Consider the following 17,989-nt stretch of genomic DNA (forward strand, 5'->3'; position numbering starts at 1 on the left):
TTGGACTGGCTCTGTTTTATGGGGGATTACTTTCCCTGACTGATTAAAACTTCGCTCATCTGAATAATTGCTTCTACATTGGTGTAGTTAGGAATATCCCCCTGAAGTTCACTGGCATGGGGGAGAAAGGCTTCCATAAACGCTTCGCTCGTGGAAAAAAGGAAGTGGCACATGGCGATATATGTTGGTGCCGAGTCCGGCGCCACTCCGGCAACGCCACGCTCCACCGATACACCACCAAAGCCGGGATGCGCTCCCAGCAACTGAATGGCCCGCGGCATGTGGATTTCGGTGTAATACGTGAAGTCGAAGTTGGCCCCGCTTTGGTGCGGGTACAGGATGCTGATTTTGACCATGCCAATCTCTCTGTTTGACGAATTGAATAACAGCCGCCTTTCTGCAAATGCAAGAAGATGGCCCTGAGTAATTTTATGAATCAGCCAGTTAGTTAACCAGCACCAGACCGCTTTCCCGAACCCCTTCTTCCAGCGCCTCGACACCGAAAGCTTGCACCGGTCCCAAGGCACCTGTTCCGGTAATCCCCCCGGCGGCTTGGATCGAAGCCCACGCCAAAAAGTTCGCGGTGAAGCTGAAACCATCTACTCCCGTAAGGATAGTTGTGTGTAGAAGTTCGTCGCTGTCGGACCAGGCCCGTGCAATCACGCTCGTTGATCCTGCGGCACGCGCCTCGTCGCTGGGGCCGCCGGAAGATCCGTTCGCCTTGCGCTCCATTGCGCCGCGTATGGCGCCCGCCACGGCGGGGATACGCATGCCGGCGTTGAGCGTTGCCGAGACGTACGGCACCACTGCTGACATAGCCCCATAGAGACCCAGGCCGTTAGCGATGCGAGCACCCCACCTCGACGCTGTCGATCTGATCGCCAAGATGGCGGCTGGTGATTTGGCTTGGGGATTGATGTGGCTTTGGACGAAGAGATGCACGGTGCTGATAGTGCTTTGGACCATGCGGCGCATGGTGCGAGCACGGATTTATCCTGTGCGCCGCACGGTGCGAATGTGACTTCGTACGGTGAGACGGTCATTGGACCGCGCCGGACGAACCGGAAGTGGAGTCCGCAGCAGAAGGCAAGGATCACGGCGGAAAGCTTTGAACCTGGCGCGAACATCACCGCGGTTGCCCGCCGCTATGATGTGGGAGTGGGGCTTTTGCATTACTGGCGGCGGCGGGTGCGTGATCGTGGCGGGCTGGAGAAGATCTCGTTTGTTCCCCTTGCTGTAGAGGATCGCGCCCCGACACCGACGCGATCGGAACTCGAGATCGAGCTGGGCGGTGCGCGTGTTCATGTGCGCGGCCATGTCGATCAGGCCATGCTACGGACGGTGTTCGACGCCCTGCGTCCCCAGTGATCGGTTATCACAGTGACCTGAAGGTCGTGCTTGTGACCGGTCCGATCGACTTCCGCGCCGGGATCAACAGCCTGGCGTCGCTTGTCTTCAATGCCATGGGCAGAAATCCTTATGACGGCCAAGTGTTCGTGTTCAGGTCGAAGCGCGCCGACCGGCTGAAACTGCTCCATTTTGACGGATCGGGCATGATCTTGCTGACGAAATGGCTCGAGGCGGGAAAGTTTGCGTGGCCGCCTGTCCAGGACGGCGTGATCAAGCTGACGAGCGCGCAGATGACCTTGTTGCTGGGCGGCATGGACTGGCGCAGGCTGGAGGAAAACCCGGTTAAAAAACCGCTGATGGCGGGCTAGAAAATGGCGATTTTACTGGGCTTTTGAGGGCTTCTACGCTAGAGAATGGCGGTGAAAAGCCGCCCTGAAAACCTGCCCGAAACGCTCGCGGCGATGACGGTGAAGGTCGCCGAACTGGAGGCTCAACTCGCGGCTGCCAACAAGCTCGTGGCGGCTTACAAGGCCATGCTCTTTGGCTCGAGTTCGGAAAAGGCACGGGCAATCCTCGGCGACCAGGGCCGGCTTGACCTGGGGGATCTGAGCGAGGTCCCGCCCACCCCGGTTGCGGCCAATGATGATCCGGCGCCGGCGCGCTCGCGGCCGGGGCCGCAGCGCAATATCGGTGCGCTGCCCAAGCATCTGCCGCGTGTGACAGAAGTGATCGAGCCAGACAGCCTGCAGTGTCCCTGTTGCGATGCCGGCCTGCACCGGATCGGCGAGGATGTCAGCGAGGCGATCGATATCGTGCCGGCTATCCTGCGCGTCATTGCCACTGTTCGGCCCAAATATGCCTGCCGCGCGTGTGACGGAGGGATTATCCAGGCCCGCGCGCCGCGGCGCATGATCGAGGGCGGAATGGCAACCACGTCGTTCATCGCGTGGATCGTCAGCCAGCGCTTTGCCTGGTATCTGCCGATCTACCGGCAAACCCAGATGCTGGCAGGTCACGGCCTCACGCTCGACCGCTCGACGCCGGTGCGCTGGGTCCAGCGTGCAGCCTGGTGGCTCGAGGGACTTTACGACCGGCAGCTGGCGTTCATCCACCGTCAGGGCCGGATCCATGTTGACGAGACCCGGATGCCGGTGATCGATCCGGGACGCGGCAAGGTCCGCTTTGATCAGTTCTGGGCCCATGGTATCGATGATCGGGGGTGGAATGGGCCCGCACCGCCTGCTGTCTGCTATGTTCATGATCGCTCTCGCGGCCACCGCACGATATCCGAGCAACTTGGGCGCTATCAAGGCGTGCTGCAGGTCGATGGCTATAGTGCCTACAAGAAGCTCGAGGATCCTGGACGCAAGGGAGGGACAATCGTGCTTGCCTTTTGCCTTGCTCATCTGCGGCGACGTTTTGTCGATCTGCACAAGAGCACGCAGTCGCCCATTACCGCGCAGATCATTGCGCTGCTCGGTCGGGTCTACCGGATCGAGGCGGATATCCGCGGCACGAGTGCCGAACATCGTCTGGCGGTCCGGCAGGAAAAGACCAGGCCGATCATGGACGAACTCAAGCTGCTGCTCGATGATACGCTCGAGCGGATATCGACCAAGGCCGATCTGGCCGAACATATCCGCTATGCCCAGGGTCACTGGCGCGGGCTGATCCGGTTCCTTGATGATGGCCGCATCGAGGTCGACAACAACATGATCGAGCGCCAGATGCGCCCGATTGGAATCAGCAGGCGCAACTCGTTGTTCGCCGGCAACGAAGGCGGCGCAAAGAGCTGGGCGATACTGGCATCCCTGCTTCAGACAGCAAAACTAAACGGTCTTGATCCGTTCACCTGGCTCAATGACGTGCTGACGCGGATCGTGTCGGGCGCGGTGAAGAACAATGAACTTGATCAGTTGTTCGCCTGGAACTGGGCGCCGGGACAACAAGCGGCTCAGCTGGAAATCGCTGCATGAGTCTTCTCGATGAAATCGCGCTGTCGGACGACGCGCTCGAGGCGTGGCTGGCCGTGAAGGTCAATCGCCGTCCGCTGGTGCGGACGATGTCGGCGCTCGAAGGCTTTGTGACGGCGGCGGTCACTTGCCCGGTGTATATCGATCCGCAACACTGGATCTGTCCGGCCATGGGCCTGCCTCTCGATGTGCTGCACAACGGCACCGACGTCGAGCAGGCCGTGTTCGCCTCGGTCGCCCGGGTCCATAACCATGTCAACGAAATGCTGGTGCACGACTTTGCGCCGCGGTTCGCCACCAAGGCCAATGGCAATATCGATCCGCGGCCCTGGTGCCACGGGTTCTATGCCGCCATGCAGCTCAACAAGAAGGACTGGAAGCCGTTGCTCGACCTGGGCAACGTCAACCATGGGTTGCTGCTTCCTATCCTGATCTACTGCGTCGACAAGAAAGGAAACCCGGTCCTCGGAAAACCCCGTCCAGGACCGGAAACCGCGCACTTCATCGAGCATGAGGCCTATCTGGATATCGCGCTCGTCATCCCGGCGCTCAAAGAGCTGAATAACGAATCCCGCTACGGCAACTCTTAAAAACCTCCGCACGTCAACGTGGGGTGGTCGCATCGCTAACCCCAGGCCCACCTCGATATCGCGTAGGTGCGGGAACTGCTCCGGCAAGGTGAGGTGCTCGGTGCCGCCTGCGCTGAGGATCCAGCGCGGTCGACCCGAGGTATCCCTTACGCGCCGGGCGCGGGCGGCGGTCCGTTCGGTTATCAGGCGCCCTTGGCGGAAGGCGAATGACGGGGCGATGATCGCGGCGGCTGCACTCGCCTCCGCGCCGCCACTTTCCGCGCTGGTGCCATTCAGCAGGTAAGCGATTTCGACCCTTGTCGCGGCGCTGCCAGCTTGGCTGAGCGCCAGGGTGGCCGCGAGGTTGCCCGGCACCCAGTCGAAACCGTAAGCGGTCATCAGCGCTGATGAACGCAGGCGCGCCTGTGGTCCATAATGCTCGAACACCTTACGGATGAAGGCGGGCTCGCCCGTCGAATCGAGGTAGGTTGCTCCCGCGTCGATGGCTGCCTCCACCGCCGCATCCCCCCAGTGCAGAAAGGGGCCGACCGTAGAAATGAGGACGTCACCATGCCCGATGGCGGCGCGGATCGAAGCGGGGTCCGCGATATCGGCGATGTGGGTTTCGAGTCCGCCCAGAGCGTCGGCCAGCGCCGCCAGCTTGTCGCGGGACCGTCCCGCCAGAACCGGCCGTGCGCCGCGTTCGACGAGCGCGCGCGCCACCAATGTTCCTGTGTAGCCGGTTGCACCGAAAACAACGATCCGCGCTGGTCCGCTCATTGCGATTGCCCGGTCGACGTAGATGTGCCCGTGGGCACATGCCGGGCCAGGAAATCCAGCTCTCTGGCGAGCACGTCGCGGAACGGCGCTCCATCATAAATGTCGAAGTGCCCGTACGGCACGACCTGAATATCGCCGCGAGGCGCCCGCCGTACATGGCTCAGTGAAGACTTAACGGGGATCAGCCGGTCACCCTCGCACAGAATGAACAGGGCCGGGCAGCTTATGTCCGGTGTCGACAAACCAGGCCGATACCCGATGATGGAAAACATGATACGCGCCGCAACTTGGGTCTCGCTCTGAACACCCTCGGGGATCATGGCGTTGAAGTCGGCCTGATTCGCCAACACCAGAGACTTGCTGCCGCGTGGCCCGCCGATATCGACGAGAACCGGCGGCGCGCCGCGCCGGCGCGCGATCACATCGCGTATCGCCGGCCCGAGAAGTCGGAGGCCGCGAACCGTATCCGTCAGACGCGATGAGGCCACGCCATCCAGAAAAGGGCATTGGGCGATGATGGCCGCAATTCTCGTATCTTCGGAGCCCAGACGGGTTACGTGGCCGCCGCCGAAAGAGGTGCCGAACAGGACGATGCGGTCCGGATCGAATTCGGCGCGGGAGCGGGCATAAACGATAGCCGCACGCCAGTCCTCGAGCAATTGTTCGGGATCGACGACCTGCCGCGGCGAGCCATCGCTGTCGCCGAAACCCCGGTAGTCGAACACGAGGCAACCATACCCGGCCGCACAAAAGGCTCGGGCAAAATTGTCGAGACGCCACGATCGCACACCGCCGAGACCATGTCCGAGGACAATCGCGGGAACGGGCTCCCCGGCAAAATTGTCGGGAAGGTAGAGCCAGGCAGCGCATTTCACGCCGCGTACGTAAAAATTCACATCGATCCGAGCCGACGCTGTCATGTTCGTCATCCTTTGGGTTGCGGGGAAACGGTGGTGGACCCGAACAATGCGGAGAACCACATCTCGGTCAGGTCTGTGGCCAGCGCTGCGAACGCAGCCACGTCACCGCCGGATTTCGCCAGATTGTAAAGATTGCGTTCCTGTCCCCAAGCGAGCAGATGAGCCTGGCGACGTAGCGTCTCGGCGTCCCGAGAAATCTGTTCCAGGTCAAGTCGGTGGAGGAACAACTCTACACTGCCAATAACGGCGCGGCGCCACATGTCCTCCACAACGAACAGGCGAGAGCCTAGTTCGACGGCGGCGCAGAGTATCTCACGGTGGGACAGCCAAGCCGCGACAATATGTCCGACACCCTCTCTGATCCTTGCGCGCGTATCGGCACCCTCGCGGGCATTGGCCAGTTCCAGGTTCGACCGGATTTCCGCCAATACTTCTTCGATTAGCGTCGCCAGCAATGCATCCTTGGAAGCAAAGTAGAAATAGAAGCTCGGCCGGGAGACATGGGCGCTGGCCACCAGCTCTGATATGGACATCGTATCGAAGGTCCGCGCTTTGAGCGCCGCCCTTGCTGCGGCGAGGATCGCGCGCTCGCGCTCATCGCCGCTACGCGGTTGCTCAACGCGCCGTTGAGCGCGCCGGGAAGGCGCCGCTGCGCTATGACTGACCATATTATACCATCGCTGCTCTGAAATTTATAATTGACATGTGTCGACCACTAATCAACACATGTCAATTAAATTATGGGGACATCACAGAGTCTGCCGTCGATGGCCTTCAGGAGAATTTGACGCTCGGATGTAGCAGTACATGTGCAAAGACAGATCGGCGGGTCGGAGGCTGCGAATGGCGCGGTATTGGGGTGAGCTTCAAACACTCGGAGTTTTGAGGGACTGATCGACGAAGCGGCGCAACGTCGGCCGACGTTCATCAATGTAAACAGCCGCCCAGTTCCGGTCGCAGGCGGTCGAGCGCGGGCGGATTCCGGTCGTTCAGGGCGTGTATTGAGCTGGCGGACCGTCGGCATCGCGTGTACATCGCGAGCGCTAGGACGACTTGGAGTACAGCTTCCTTCGGCTCGACCAATCAAGTGGCAGCCATTAAACGCAACGGCGGTATTCGGCCGGGGTTACACCCAGCGCTTTGCGGAACGTTCTGTTGAGATGGCTTTGGTCGGAAAAGCCGCAATCGGCCGCCACCACTTTCAGCGGGATGTTTCTCAAGAGTAGCAATGACTTCGCCCGTTCAATTCGACGCTGAACCACAAAGGCATGCGGCGTGACGCCGAACTCCAATTTGAACTTGCGAGAAAAGTGAAACGGACTCAATCCCGCGGTAGACGCCAGATCCTCAAGGTGGATACCATCCGCCAATGTTTCCTCGATGTATTCGGAAACTGCCTTTCTGAGGCCTGACCCCAAGGCTCCCCCATGGGCTTCCTTGATCTCAATATCGGCGTAGTTTCTGATTATGTGAACGGCGAGCTGCGTTCGTAGCGCGTCAATCAGCAGGGTTTCTCCAACTCCAGCACCCCGATATTCCCGCTCGAGCATCGCGAGACATGAAGGTATCACAGTATCATTGCTGCGGATGCGGTCATCAATCTCTATGGCCGCGAGATTCCGATCAAAGATTTGCGCTGCGGCGTCGACGATGACGTCATGGCTAAGGTAGATATGCTGTACGGTGATAGCGTCGTCCCACTGCCATGTCGATTGCGCGCCTCGCGTAAGGAGCGAGACGGCCCCGGGACCAAGTCTCTCGGCTTGCCAGGGGCCGCCGCAACGTCGGCGCATGAAAGTGTCCGCTTCTTGATAGACCACGATCATGTAGTCCCGCATGGGCGGGATTTCGACTTCAAGGCCACTATATCGATACCCCATCAAGGTAATGCCGCGCCAGCCCATCGCGGAGCTGTCGACCGTCTTGCGCCCCGGAATCCATTCCTTGATGTGTTCAGGTGGAATTAGGTCAGTCATCGCTCACTCCCCCAACTCGGCGCTCTCGTTGATTTGTGGCGCGCAAGCTGGCCTTTGTTCTAGTCGCCGTCAGCTCCCTCGGTACAAAACACTATCGCCTGATTTTCCAGTTCCGCAATCTGGGCCTCACTGTATCCCGATTCAAGCAATATGTGCCGGCTGTGCTGCCCGAAGCCGGGCGGTGCAGAGTGGACCGATCCTGGCGTCCTGCCGAACTTTGCAGCTATTCCCGTGCCCCGATAGCCTTCCGCATCGATCACCATGTTGCGGTGGATCGTATGGGGATGCGCCAGTGCGTCGCTGACGTTTCGCACGACGCCTGCCGGCACCCCGGCGATCAGGAGGGTTCGTTCGAGGTCTTCCGCCTCGAATTGAGTAAGGCATTGTGCCAGAATTTCGCCAAGTTGCTCTCGATGCGCAATCCTGTCCGCATTGTCGACGAAGCGCACGTCCCGGGCAATGTCTGGGCGTTCGAGCACTGCGCAAAGCTTTGCGAACTGACTATTGTTGCCAACCGCGAGATAGATCTTTCCGGTTCTCGTCTCAAACATGTCATAGGGTACGATGTTCGGATGACCGTTGCCAGTCGCCACGGGTGTGTTGCCCGACATCAAGCTATTCGCCGCCTGCGGATGGAGCATGCTGATAGCACAATCGTAAAGAGGAACTTCGATCTGTTGACCAAGCCCCGACCGGCCTCGTTCGATTATGGCGGCAAGGATGGCGTTGCAGGCGATGAGGCCTGTTCCGATATCAACGATAGGCGTTCCCATCCGGACTGGTCCATGTTGGGGGTCGCCATTGATGCTCATCAAGCCAGTCATTGCCTGAACTACTGCATCATATCCTGGGAATCCGCCTAACGGGCCGTCGGCACCGAAGCCTGTAACATGGCACATAACAAGGCGCGGGAAGCGCCCTTCAAGCACTTCGGTGTAGCCCAATCCCCACTTCTCCAGAGCACCGCTCTTGAAGTTGTGGACGAGCACGTCTGCTTCTTCCAACAGCTTCAATACGATGTCCCGTCCTTCCGGTTTGCCCACATCGATTGAGATCGAGCGCTTGTTGCGATTGGCGCCAGAAAAATATGCGCTGACGCCGTTCTTGAAGGGAGGCCCCCACGCTCGTGTTTCGTCACCTTGCGGCGGCTCGATCTTTATGACTTCGGCGCCGTAGTCGGCGAGAACCTGCGTGCAGTATGGCCCGCCAAGGACGCGGCTGAGGTCAACGACACGAATGCCTGTAAGCGGGCCGCCAATCATAGGACTTCCTCGTATAGCGAGACCACATCGGCAAACGACATGTCGCGCGGATTGTTTGCTTGCAGGCGGGTAAGTCCGGTCGTCACCTCGCTCGCCATCATCTGGACGGCTTCGGCAGAAATGCCCAGCTGCGAAAGTCGCGTTTCCAAGCCGCTTGAAACAAACATCGACTCGATCGCCAGGACCAGACCGTTGGCCGCCTCAAAATCGTCGGAGAAGGTCTTCCCGGGCAAAAGCACACGGGCAAGTCGCGCGTATTCAGCCTTGGCCGAAGGGAGGTTGAACCGCAATACCGGTGCTGCAACCAAGGCGTTGCCATGGCCGTGCGGTACCTGGAAATGGCTGCTCAACGGGTAGGAAAGGGCGTGGATCGAGCCAACGCTGGCGTTGATGAACGCCATGCCCGCCAAAGTAGCCCCCAGCAACACAGCTTCGCGCGCGGCCAGATCCGAAGGAGCGTCAAGTACGCGCGGCAGATTTTGTCCGAGAAGCGCGAGCGCCTTGTCCGCCAGCCCGTCCGATACCGGGTTCTTGCGGGTCCGACTGGTCGCAGCCTCGATAGCGTGCACCATCGCGTCAAGGGCAGTTGCTGCAGTAATCTTGCGGGGCATCCCTACGGTAAGCTCTGCATCAAGCAATGCAACATCCGGGAGCAATTGCGGTGCATAAACCGCCATCTTCTCGTGATTTTCGCTGGTCAGGACCGAAACCCATGTGACTTCCGAGCCAGTGCCCGCCGTTGTGGGGACCTGAATCAATGGCAGCCGCTGGCCGACTGCCTTATCGGTTCCGATCATGTCATCGACCGACTGGCCAGTCGCCGCTGCCAGGGCAACGACTTTCGCAGTATCGAGGGAGCTTCCACCGCCCAAGCCCACAATGGCATCGGCGTGAAACGACCGGGCGCATTCCACGGCATCGTTGACTACGGTTATTGGCGGATCCGCTGCTACGCGATCGAACGTCGATGTAACGATTCCGACGTCGGCAAGGGCGGAAACGGCTTGTTCGGCAAATCCGCAAGCAACAATTCCAGGGTCGGTGACAAGCAAAACGCGACTGCCGCCAAGGCCACGCATAAGTGCTCCAATTTGAGAGAGCGATCCCGCTTCGCAGATAACGCGGGGACAGGAACGGAAGTCGAGGCTCATTTCAGGTCTCCGGTCAGGCGGCGTCACGGATCATGTTCCGTGCGATGATGAGTTGCTGAATTTGTGTCGTGCCTTCGTAAATTCGAAACAGGCGCACATCCCGGTAGAACCGCTCCACCGAATATTCGGACATATAGCCTGCGCCGCCATGAATCTGGACTGCGCGATCGGCGACCCGGCCAACCATCTCGCTGGCGTACATCTTGCAACATGCTGCTTCGGTAGACACGTCTTGACCGCAGTCACGTCGACGTGCGGTCTCTTCAATCATGCAACGGGCGGCGAATGCTTCGGCCTTGCTGTCGGCTAACATCGCTTGAATAAGCTGCTTTTCCGCAAGCGCCTCACCGAATTGCCTGCGCTCCATGGCATAACTCAGGCTGTCCCGGATTAGCCGCTCGGCGGCGCCGACGCATACGGCAGAAATATGCAGACGACCGCGGTCGAGTACTTTCATCGCCGTCCTGAATCCCTGATTTTCGCGCTCAGGACCCCCAATGATTGAGGATTCGTGCACTCTTACATCCTGGAAAATCACATCGCAGGTGTGCGTCCCTCTCTGGCCCATCTTGCGGTCACGAGCGCCGAATGTGATGCCGGCTGTATCGCCATCCACGAGGAAGGCTGTAACCCCCGAAGAGTTTGTCGATCCCGGCTTGGTGCGTGCGAAAACTGTGAACAGTCCTGCGTGCGGCGCGTTTGTTATGAAACGTTTTGTCCCATTTATGATGTAATGATCGCCATCGCGCTTGGCCGAAGTCGAAAGCGAACCGGCGTCAGAGCCCGCATCGGGTTCGGTTAAGGCAAATGAAGAAATCAGTTCTCCCGTAGCCAGCCGAGGCAAGTAGCGCTCCCGTTGCTCGGGCGTGCCGTCGATGATGATTCCTTGCGAGCCAATACCATTGTTCGTCCCGATGAGTGACCGGAACGCCGGCGAGGCCTGGCCAAGTACAAATGCAGCTTTTACCTCTTCGGCCATGGTCAGGCCGAGGCCGCCATATTCCTGAGGTATCGACATGCCGAATAGGCCCATGATCCTGATTTCCTCGGCGAGGGCCGGTGGAATTGCATCGTTTTCGGCCACCTCGGCTTCGCACGGGATGAGACGCTCGCGGACAAAGCGATCCAGCGTGTCGAGGAACTGTGAGAGTGTATCGTCGTCCAAAGGCATCAAAAGGTTTCCAAAAGCTCAGGGCGAAATTGCGCTGATGTTGCGGACAAGATCTTTCAGCCGAGCGCCAATGTCGGTTTCGATCCAATCGCGTGAAAGGTGAGACGCTGCGCCCCCGCAGTTGAAGGCTAGAACGGGGGAACCGTCCGAGGGGATGAAGGGCACCGCGACGGAGTTCACATCCGTCTTCCATTCGCCAATCGAAAGACAATATCCGTGTTTGGCGTAGGATTCGAAAGCATCATATATCCCCCGCTCGATCGCGGGCCAGCTCTGGCCTTCGTGTTCTTGAATTTCTTGAAGGATTTCAGATCTGCGATCTTCGGAGATACCCGCCAGGTAAGCACGACCAATTGCTGTTGTCGCCAGCTTGATATGCGCCCCCACTTCGATCGCGAGTGTAACCGGATTTGGACCGCGGCAGCGTTCCAGGTAAACCATTGTCAGGCGATCTCTGCCCGCAAGCGCAACGGGCATTCCCGAATAGTTCGCCAACTCCTGCATATATGGCTTGGCCAACTGCAAGGTCGGCATTCCAGCCAGGCACGAATATCCCAGAGAAAGAACCGGCGGAGCGAGGCTGTATCGGGCCGTTTCTGGATTGAAGCTCAGGTAGCCAAGACGATGGAGCGTGTACGTCAGCCTGGAGATGGTCGACTTGCTCAAGCCGGTCCGGGCGGCAAAGTCACCGTTGCCTAAGGCCTCACCCTCCTTTCGGAAAGCGCGCAAAACTTCGAGTCCACGTCCCAACGCGACCACGAAATCGCGATCTGTATCACCGACTTTTGAAGGCTCCTTGCGCGGTCGCACCGCCATACTCCTCTCGCTCCGGTCGCTGCCGGCTTGAAATGCTTCTAAGCAGGGAGTAATGCTCCTGTCAAGTTTGCGGAATATATTTCCGCATAGCGGAATAAGTTGTTTGAGATGCTGGTGCCGTAAGGACGCTGGCACTCGGGACCGGAGAGGATCGTTATGACGCAACATGAATATGCAGACATCGGATTGTTCATTGCAGGCGCCTGGATCAGTCCAGGAGAGCGCGAAGCACAGCCAGTCATCAATCCGGCCACCGCCGAGCAGATTGGCCTGATGGCAATGGCGACATTGGATGATCTTGAGGCGTCGGTTCGATGCGCCCAGGCGGCTTTTGATGATTGGAAGCAACGGTCGCCGCTCGATCGGAGCGCCATCTTGCGGCGGTTCGCGAACCTGCTTCGTCAGAACGAAGAGTCAATTGCTACGGCCATTACCCTCGATGAAGGGAAGCCGTTGGCCGAAGCGCGCGTTGAAGTACGGGCCTCGGCCGATCATGTCGATTGGCATGCGGAGGAAGGGCGCCGCATCTATGGCCGTGTGATTCCTTCGCGCTCACCCGCTGTACAACAGCTGGTCCTGCGCGAACCAGTGGGGGTATGCTTGGCGATTACGCCCTGGAATTTTCCACTGAGTCAGGCGGTGCGTAAGGTCGCGGCGGCGTTAGCTTGCGGTTGCACGATGATTCTGAAAGGTCCTGCAGAAGCTCCGTCCGCATGTTTGGCCATAGCCCGTTACCTCCAAGAAGCTGGACTGCCCGATGGGTGCCTCAATCTTGTGTGGGGCAATGCGGCGATGATTTCAGAAACGTTGGTGGCCCATCCTGACGTCCGCAAAATTACTTTCACCGGATCGGTTGAAGTCGGCAAGAATCTTGCTGAACTCGCGGGTCGCCACATGAAGCGCACAACAATGGAACTTGGCGGTCATGCGCCGGTCCTGGTTTTCGACGATGCCGACGCAGAGGGCGCTGCCCTGGCACTGGCCGGCAACAAGCTGCGAAACGCTGGACAGGTCTGTATTTCACCGACCAGGTTCTTCGTGCAAGCAGGCGTCCACCAACGCTTTGTCGACGCGTTGGTTGACGCCTTCGCGAATGTCAAGGTAGGCGATGGGCTCGAGGCGGATGTTCAAATGGGACCGCTGTGCCACGCAAGGCGGATTACGGAAATGGAGCGGCTTGTCGAGGACGCGCGCGCTGGCGGAGCCGCAGTCCTGACTGGCGGCGCACGACAAGGAAATGCGGGATATTTCTTCGCACCGACCATCGTTGATACTATGGATGATCGCATCGCGCTGATGCGGGATGAACCATTCGGGCCGATTGCCGTTGTTTCGCGCTTTGGCGATATCAGCGACGCGATCGATCGGGCAAACGCATTGCCATTCGGCCTGGCTTCCTATGTTTTCACTGGTTCGCTGGAACGGGCCGACCGCGCCGCCGCCGCCCTCCAGGCCGGCATGGTCAGCATCAATCACTTTGGACTGGCATTACCTGAAACCCCGTTCGGAGGGGTCCGTGACAGCGGCTACGGCACGGAAGGCGGTAGCGAGACCTTTGATGGCTACGTCAACACGAAATTTGTTTCGCGGTTTGCGGGAGTTTACGCATGAGCGATGTGTGTTTGCGTCGGCGGGGCAAGCGTCTTGCCCCCTTGAGGATCGTGTCCCACGGGGTGGTGTAGCCGGGGTCGGTCCCGGCATTTTCCTGCGTCAGTCTGAGTCGATCATATGCCTGGCACCGCCAACAGCATCATGATGGGATTGTCGCTGAGTGGGGCCATCGTTCCAAGTGTCATGTATCGGGCGCGCTGGATGGCCCATTCGTCGGATTGTTCCATGAGGATGGCGCCGACAAGGCAGTTGATCGCGGCTTCGTTCGGGAAGATGCCGACGACGCCGGTCCTGCGCTTGATTTCGCCGTTGAGCCTCTCGATGGGATTCGTGCCGTGCAGCTTGGCGCGGTGCTCCCGTGGGTAGGTCATGTAGGTAAGCACGTCAGGTTCGGCGTCGTCCGTCAAGGCCCCAACTTGGCCGCCGTCGCGTTGATGCCTTCTTGGGCATCGGAGATGACCAGCTTCACGCCGCGCTGGCCTAGGCAGGCCAGCTTGCGCAGTAAGGCCATCCAGAAAGGTTCGGCTTCGGATGCGCCGATGTCCATGCCCAGCATCTCGCGGAGGCCGTCGCTATTGACGCCGACCGCGACGATCACGGCGACCGAGACGATCACGGCGACCGCGACGATCACGGCGACCGAGACGATCCCTCCGTTCTGGCGGACCTTCACGTAGGTGGCGTAGATTCACAGGTATGTCCAGTCACCCTCGATTGGGCGATCAAGGAAAGTGGTGACCCGCTCATCGATTTCCTCGCACGGGCGGCTCACTTGGGCCCTTGGAGATGCCATCCGTGCCAAGCGCCTTGACTAGGTCATCGACCGAGCGTGTCGAGATGCCCTGGATATAGGCCTCCTGGATCACCGTCGTCAGCTGGAACTTGCCAAAAGCGGACGGCACTGTGCAAGTTCGAGCACTCATCTAGAATCGAGCAGCGTCGATTTGTCAGATTGCTAGAAAGCCACCATCTACGGGCAGCGAAATACCCGTGATGAAGGACGCTGCGTCACTAGCGAGAAAAGCTGCGGCGTGGGCGATGTCTTCGGCTTCGCCAAGTCTCGAAAAGGGCGTCCAAGCGCGAAAGCGTGCGTATACTTCTTCGTCGTCTAGGGCTCCCCTCGTCATGGCAGTTCGGATTGCACCCGGCATGATGGCGTTGACGTTGATCGAATGCGGTGCGAAATCGATGGCAAGCTGGCGCGTGAGCGCGGTTACCGCACCTTTTGATGCGCAATAGGCCGGTTCCAGATTCGCGCCCGCCATCGCCGCCACGGACGCGATGTTGATGATCCGTCCTCGACACCCGTCCGCCCGGGGCTCTTGCTTCACCATCTGTGTCAATGCAAATTTGCATCCGAACCAAACCCCACGCGCGTTCACGTTCATGGTGAGGTCGTAATCGGCTTGGGTCTGACCGATAATCGTCTCCAGCTTGGTGAATATGCCCGCATTGTTCACGAGGATGTCCAGCCGGCCGAATGCCGACACGGCATGGGCCACCGCTGCTTCTACGTCCTCACCGCGACCGACATCGCAGGCGATGAAGTCTGCCCGACCGCCGCGGCTTGCGATGAGATCGTCCGTATCGATTTCCAGATCGGCCTCGAACCCGTCGGGGTTCGCCGACTTGCGGACGTCGGTACAGACAACGCTTGCCCCCCGCGCTGCTAGTTGCAGCGCCGTCGCCCGCCCCATGCCTGAGCCCGCGCCGGTGACCAGCGCGACCCGGCCCTCCAAATCCGTCATCATCGTTCTCCTGATTCAAAAAAGTGACACGCCGCATCGCATCGATTCAGAACAGTGACGATCGCGGAAAACCGTGCGCCGTATCGAACAATGTGTCGGCCAAGCGGAGACGCGCGCTCCTCACAGGCGTCCGCCGCCATCTATGGCGACTTCTGCGCCCATTACGAAGGATGCGGCGTCGGAGGCCAGAAACACAATTAGTTCAGCCACCTCTTCTGCGGTACCAAACCTTCCCGCAGGAGTCATCTCCGCGTACAGCGCCTTCAGTTCGGGCGGAGTGTCGGCGAGCATTGCGGTATCGATCACGCCAGGGCACACGGTATTGATTCTGATGCCATCGCGCGCGAGTTCGCTGGCTAGGCACCCTCCCATACCGCGAAGCGCCCATTTGCTGGTGGCATAAGCGACCTGCTGCGGCAGATTGCGGAGCCCCGCGACCGATGCCGTGTTGACGATGGCGCCGCGGCCGACACCGCGCATGATGGGCGTAACGGCTTTGATCCCCAGGAAGGGGCCAAGCACGTTCACCCGGAAATGGCGCTCCATGAGCGCGGCGTCTGTAGTATCGAGCGGTTGGGAATTATAGTAGCCGGCATTGTTGACGAGGACATCGACGGTGCCGAACCGCGTGACCGCCTGTTGCACGGCGTCCGCCCATTGCTTTTCGTCCGAAACGTCCAGCTGGGCGAAATCCGCTTGAGCGCCAAGCGACGCGGCGACCTCTTGAAGCGGCTCGGCTTGCACGTCGGTCAAGAGCACACTCGCACCCTCCCGCACGAAGGCCCTGGCGGCTGCGGTGCCCTGACCGCGCGCTGCGCCGGTAATAATGGCGACCCGGTTGCTCAGTCGTGCGGTCATACTCTTTCTCTCCTCATTTTTTCTCTCCTCATTTTGAACAACGGCGTCATCGGACCTGTCTCGCCCCCCAGACGCTCATCGACCCGCAAATCGCCGTCATCTTCTGCGATACGTCCAGACCGACATAATGGATCATGATATCCTCCGATGGTCGAACCACCGGGCCAAACGCCCGGACCGCGGCACTACCAGCGACTCAGTCACTCGCCGCGATTACCGGATGTCCGCAGATGACCCTAGGTAGCGCTTGCCAGCTCAAGGGCTGCGGCCTGTTGCGCGGCTTCAAAAACCAGCGGCTCTTTCGAGAAATCCAGCGCTTCGAAATCCGCGCGATCGGCCCAATAATCCTGCGAATGGCGCCAGGGATCATGGTCACCGCTTCGCGGCAGGATATCAGCTGCGCGGATGGTATATCCCGGCGCAAATTCCTCTGTCGCCATATAGGGCAGAAGGTTCATGCCCTTGTCTTCTTCCCTCAATTTCGGGACAACGGTCGCATAGTGGCGATCATGCATCAGGTTCAGCAATTTGCCCATCAGATCAGCCACCAGTTCGGCCCGCAAAGTATAGGCGGCGGAACGGAAGTATCCCGCCACCCATACAAAATTGGGTGTTTCGGTAAACATCAGGCCGCGATAGGTAACAGTATCGGACATCGGCAACGGCTCCCCGTCCTTGACGATTTCCATATCGCCAAAGACATTGAGGTTGAACCCGGTAGCCGTAACGATCAAATCGGCTTCGATCTCTTCACCCGATTTTAGGCGCACCCCATTTTCGGTGAATTGTTCGATCTCGCCGGTCGTGATGCTTGCCTTTCCGCTGGTGAAAGCGCCGAAATAATCATTGTCGGGGATCATGCAGACGCGCTGGCGCCACGGCTTATATTTTGGAATGAAATCGTCCGGGATTGTTCCACCCAGTGCCTCACGAACGCTGCCCAGCATTTCCTCGGTCGCCACGTCCGGATTGTCGAGGCTGTGGCGTACCCAGTCATTATGCTCTTTCAGTAATTGCTGGCGGACGATTTCATGAATCCATTCCCTCGGAATATCGAGCTGCCGTAACTGTGTCGCCAGTGGATATTCATTTGGCGAGGGAAAATAGTAAGAGGGCGAGCGTTGGATCTGCACGATTCGCTCGGCTTTTTCGGCCAATGCGGGAATGATCGTCGCGGCGGTCGCGCCAGAACCAATGACGATGACCCGCTTTCCGGAATAATCATAATTCTGGGGCCAGCGTTGCGGGTGCAATATGTCACCTTTGAAATGGTCGATACCCGGCCATTGGGGAGAATGCCCCTCGCGATGGCGATAGTAGCCCTGACACATCCACAGGAAGTTTGCAGTATAAATGGCGGTCGTTTCGCCACCGATTTCTACCGTTACAATCCAGTGTGCGTCAGCACTGGACCATTCGGCCCGTAGGACTTTGTGACCGTAGCGGATGCGATCCTGCAGATCATGTTCGCTGATCGTCTCGCGCATATATTCGAGGATCGGCTCACCGCGGGCAATTGGCGCGCCTTCCCACGGTTTGAAACTATAGCCATAAGTGAACAGGTCGCTGTCCGATCTTACGCCTGGGAATTTGTTGGATAGCCATGTTCCACCATGCGACTCCATCGCTTCGAGTACGGCAAAGCTGGCCCACGGGCATTCCTGCTGGAGACGAACCGCCGAGCATAAGCCGGATATGCCCGCGCCGATTATGAGGACATCGAAGTTCGCCGCAACTGGTTGCGCCCCGGTAAATATGTTCGCATTGGCAGTCTCGTTCATTTGTCTCTCTCCTGTCGCCGTCA

General features: G+C 59.2%; 17 protein-coding genes and 2 pseudogenes. 5 read left to right on the forward strand and 14 right to left on the reverse strand.

Annotation, left to right across the window (positions count from 1 at the left end; translation table 11 throughout):
* Positions 1–26: 26 nt before the first annotated feature.
* Entirely contained in the window at positions 27–356 is a 330-nt protein-coding gene (locus tag ATE70_RS02900) for an EthD family reductase (RefSeq protein ID WP_058536429.1), read from the reverse strand.
* 88 nt (positions 357–444) lie between these two features.
* Positions 445–816 carry a hypothetical protein gene (locus ATE70_RS02905; RefSeq protein WP_156419610.1) on the reverse strand — a complete coding sequence of 124 codons (372 nt, stop codon included), beginning with the start codon at positions 814–816 and terminating at the stop codon, positions 445–447.
* 108 nt (positions 817–924) lie between these two features.
* Here ATE70_RS02905 and tnpA point away from each other — a divergent pair, with 108 nt between their 5' ends.
* The 4 genes from tnpA to ATE70_RS02925 are packed head-to-tail and all read left to right on the forward strand — an operon-like array spanning position 925 to position 3,913.
* Positions 925–1,368 (forward strand): IS66-like element accessory protein TnpA, encoded by a 444-nt coding sequence (tnpA, locus tag ATE70_RS02910; RefSeq protein ID WP_156419609.1) that lies wholly within the window; start codon positions 925–927, stop codon positions 1,366–1,368.
* On the forward strand, positions 1,365–1,718 hold the full coding sequence (tnpB, locus tag ATE70_RS02915; RefSeq protein ID WP_058536432.1) for an IS66 family insertion sequence element accessory protein TnpB: 354 nt from the start codon (positions 1,365–1,367) through the stop codon (positions 1,716–1,718). Before tnpA ends, tnpB begins: the two co-directional genes overlap by 4 nt.
* A gap of 51 nt (positions 1,719–1,769) precedes the next feature.
* Positions 1,770–3,326, forward strand: coding sequence for an IS66 family transposase (gene tnpC, locus ATE70_RS02920; RefSeq protein ID WP_058536524.1), 1,557 nt, complete (start codon positions 1,770–1,772; stop codon positions 3,324–3,326).
* The gene (locus ATE70_RS02925) at positions 3,323–3,913 is read left to right on the forward strand and encodes a YecA/YgfB family protein (RefSeq protein WP_058536433.1); all 591 of its coding nucleotides are present in this window, start codon (positions 3,323–3,325) and stop codon (positions 3,911–3,913) included. Before tnpC ends, ATE70_RS02925 begins: the two co-directional genes overlap by 4 nt.
* A gap of 462 nt (positions 3,914–4,375) precedes the next feature.
* Here ATE70_RS02925 and ATE70_RS25800 read toward each other — a convergent pair.
* The 8 genes and pseudogenes from ATE70_RS25800 to ATE70_RS02960 all read right to left on the reverse strand — a co-directional run.
* Positions 4,376–4,672: pseudogene (locus ATE70_RS25800) on the reverse strand (saccharopine dehydrogenase NADP-binding domain-containing protein); the annotation flags it as partial.
* The gene (locus tag ATE70_RS02930; RefSeq protein ID WP_058800989.1) at positions 4,669–5,592 is read right to left on the reverse strand and encodes an alpha/beta hydrolase; all 924 of its coding nucleotides are present in this window, start codon (positions 5,590–5,592) and stop codon (positions 4,669–4,671) included. The gene ATE70_RS02930 and the pseudogene ATE70_RS25800, both read right to left, overlap by 4 nt.
* A gap of 5 nt (positions 5,593–5,597) precedes the next feature.
* Positions 5,598–6,260, reverse strand: coding sequence for a TetR/AcrR family transcriptional regulator (locus tag ATE70_RS02935; protein ID WP_058536435.1), 663 nt, complete (start codon positions 6,258–6,260; stop codon positions 5,598–5,600).
* A gap of 429 nt (positions 6,261–6,689) precedes the next feature.
* Positions 6,690–7,568, reverse strand: a complete 879-nt coding sequence (locus tag ATE70_RS02940) for a helix-turn-helix transcriptional regulator (RefSeq protein WP_058536436.1) — start codon at positions 7,566–7,568, stop codon at positions 6,690–6,692.
* 59 nt (positions 7,569–7,627) lie between these two features.
* Positions 7,628–8,830, reverse strand: coding sequence for a CaiB/BaiF CoA transferase family protein (locus tag ATE70_RS02945; RefSeq protein ID WP_197411360.1), 1,203 nt, complete (start codon positions 8,828–8,830; stop codon positions 7,628–7,630).
* Positions 8,827–9,981, reverse strand: coding sequence for an iron-containing alcohol dehydrogenase (locus ATE70_RS02950; protein ID WP_058536437.1), 1,155 nt, complete (start codon positions 9,979–9,981; stop codon positions 8,827–8,829). Before ATE70_RS02950 ends, ATE70_RS02945 begins: the two co-directional genes overlap by 4 nt.
* A 13-nt stretch (positions 9,982–9,994) precedes the next feature.
* A complete protein-coding gene (locus ATE70_RS02955; RefSeq protein WP_058536438.1) occupies positions 9,995–11,152 on the reverse strand; it encodes an acyl-CoA dehydrogenase family protein in 1,158 nt (385 codons plus the stop codon).
* Between the two features lie 18 nt (positions 11,153–11,170).
* Positions 11,171–11,968 (reverse strand): IclR family transcriptional regulator, encoded by a 798-nt coding sequence (locus ATE70_RS02960; RefSeq protein WP_197411361.1) that lies wholly within the window; start codon positions 11,966–11,968, stop codon positions 11,171–11,173.
* A 156-nt stretch (positions 11,969–12,124) separates the two neighbouring features.
* Here ATE70_RS02960 and ATE70_RS02965 point away from each other — a divergent pair, with 156 nt between their 5' ends.
* Entirely contained in the window at positions 12,125–13,579 is a 1,455-nt protein-coding gene (locus ATE70_RS02965; RefSeq protein ID WP_082639257.1) for an NAD-dependent succinate-semialdehyde dehydrogenase, read from the forward strand.
* A 113-nt stretch (positions 13,580–13,692) separates the two neighbouring features.
* On the opposite strand, the pseudogene ATE70_RS24065 reads toward ATE70_RS02965, so the two are convergent.
* From ATE70_RS24065 to ATE70_RS02990, 4 genes and pseudogenes are all read right to left on the reverse strand, one after another.
* Positions 13,693–14,454 (reverse strand): annotated as a pseudogene (locus tag ATE70_RS24065) (transposase); the annotation flags it as partial.
* Between the two features lie 72 nt (positions 14,455–14,526).
* Positions 14,527–15,330, reverse strand: a complete 804-nt coding sequence (locus tag ATE70_RS02980) for an SDR family NAD(P)-dependent oxidoreductase (RefSeq protein WP_231732557.1) — start codon at positions 15,328–15,330, stop codon at positions 14,527–14,529.
* Positions 15,331–15,447: 117 nt separating this feature from the next.
* Positions 15,448–16,185 (reverse strand): SDR family NAD(P)-dependent oxidoreductase, encoded by a 738-nt coding sequence (locus tag ATE70_RS02985; RefSeq protein ID WP_058536441.1) that lies wholly within the window; start codon positions 16,183–16,185, stop codon positions 15,448–15,450.
* 236 nt (positions 16,186–16,421) lie between these two features.
* Positions 16,422–17,966: a flavin-containing monooxygenase gene (locus ATE70_RS02990; protein ID WP_082639256.1), complete on the reverse strand. Its 1,545-nt coding sequence runs from the start codon at positions 17,964–17,966 to the stop codon at positions 16,422–16,424.
* Positions 17,967–17,989: the final 23 nt, after the last annotated feature.

Origin of the sequence: Sphingopyxis sp. H053 (assembly GCF_001468225.1) — a bacterium.
In the GTDB taxonomy this organism is placed as follows: Bacteria; Pseudomonadota; Alphaproteobacteria; order Sphingomonadales; family Sphingomonadaceae; genus Sphingopyxis.

What these genes read in the sequence shown, in the direction of transcription:
- ATE70_RS02900 (WP_058536429.1), bottom strand. Translation starts at nt 356, where the DNA reads ATGGTCAAAATCAGCATCCTGTACCCGCACCAAAGCGGGGCCAACTTC.
- ATE70_RS02905 (WP_156419610.1), bottom strand. Translation starts at nt 816, where the DNA reads ATGTCAGCAGTGGTGCCGTACGTCTCGGCAACGCTCAACGCCGGCATG.
- ATE70_RS02925 (WP_058536433.1), top strand. Translation starts at nt 3,323, where the DNA reads ATGAGTCTTCTCGATGAAATCGCGCTGTCGGACGACGCGCTCGAGGCG.
- ATE70_RS02930 (WP_058800989.1), bottom strand. Translation starts at nt 5,592, where the DNA reads ATGACAGCGTCGGCTCGGATCGATGTGAATTTTTACGTACGCGGCGTG.
- ATE70_RS02935 (WP_058536435.1), bottom strand. Translation starts at nt 6,260, where the DNA reads ATGGTCAGTCATAGCGCAGCGGCGCCTTCCCGGCGCGCTCAACGGCGC.
- ATE70_RS02940 (WP_058536436.1), bottom strand. Translation starts at nt 7,568, where the DNA reads ATGACTGACCTAATTCCACCTGAACACATCAAGGAATGGATTCCGGGG.
- ATE70_RS02945 (WP_197411360.1), bottom strand. Translation starts at nt 8,830, where the DNA reads ATGATTGGCGGCCCGCTTACAGGCATTCGTGTCGTTGACCTCAGCCGC.
- ATE70_RS02950 (WP_058536437.1), bottom strand. Translation starts at nt 9,981, where the DNA reads ATGAGCCTCGACTTCCGTTCCTGTCCCCGCGTTATCTGCGAAGCGGGA.
- ATE70_RS02955 (WP_058536438.1), bottom strand. Translation starts at nt 11,152, where the DNA reads ATGCCTTTGGACGACGATACACTCTCACAGTTCCTCGACACGCTGGAT.
- ATE70_RS02960 (WP_197411361.1), bottom strand. Translation starts at nt 11,968, where the DNA reads ATGGCGGTGCGACCGCGCAAGGAGCCTTCAAAAGTCGGTGATACAGAT.
- ATE70_RS02965 (WP_082639257.1), top strand. Translation starts at nt 12,125, where the DNA reads ATGACGCAACATGAATATGCAGACATCGGATTGTTCATTGCAGGCGCC.
- ATE70_RS02980 (WP_231732557.1), bottom strand. Translation starts at nt 15,330, where the DNA reads ATGATGACGGATTTGGAGGGCCGGGTCGCGCTGGTCACCGGCGCGGGC.
- ATE70_RS02985 (WP_058536441.1), bottom strand. Translation starts at nt 16,185, where the DNA reads ATGACCGCACGACTGAGCAACCGGGTCGCCATTATTACCGGCGCAGCG.
- ATE70_RS02990 (WP_082639256.1), bottom strand. Translation starts at nt 17,966, where the DNA reads ATGAACGAGACTGCCAATGCGAACATATTTACCGGGGCGCAACCAGTT.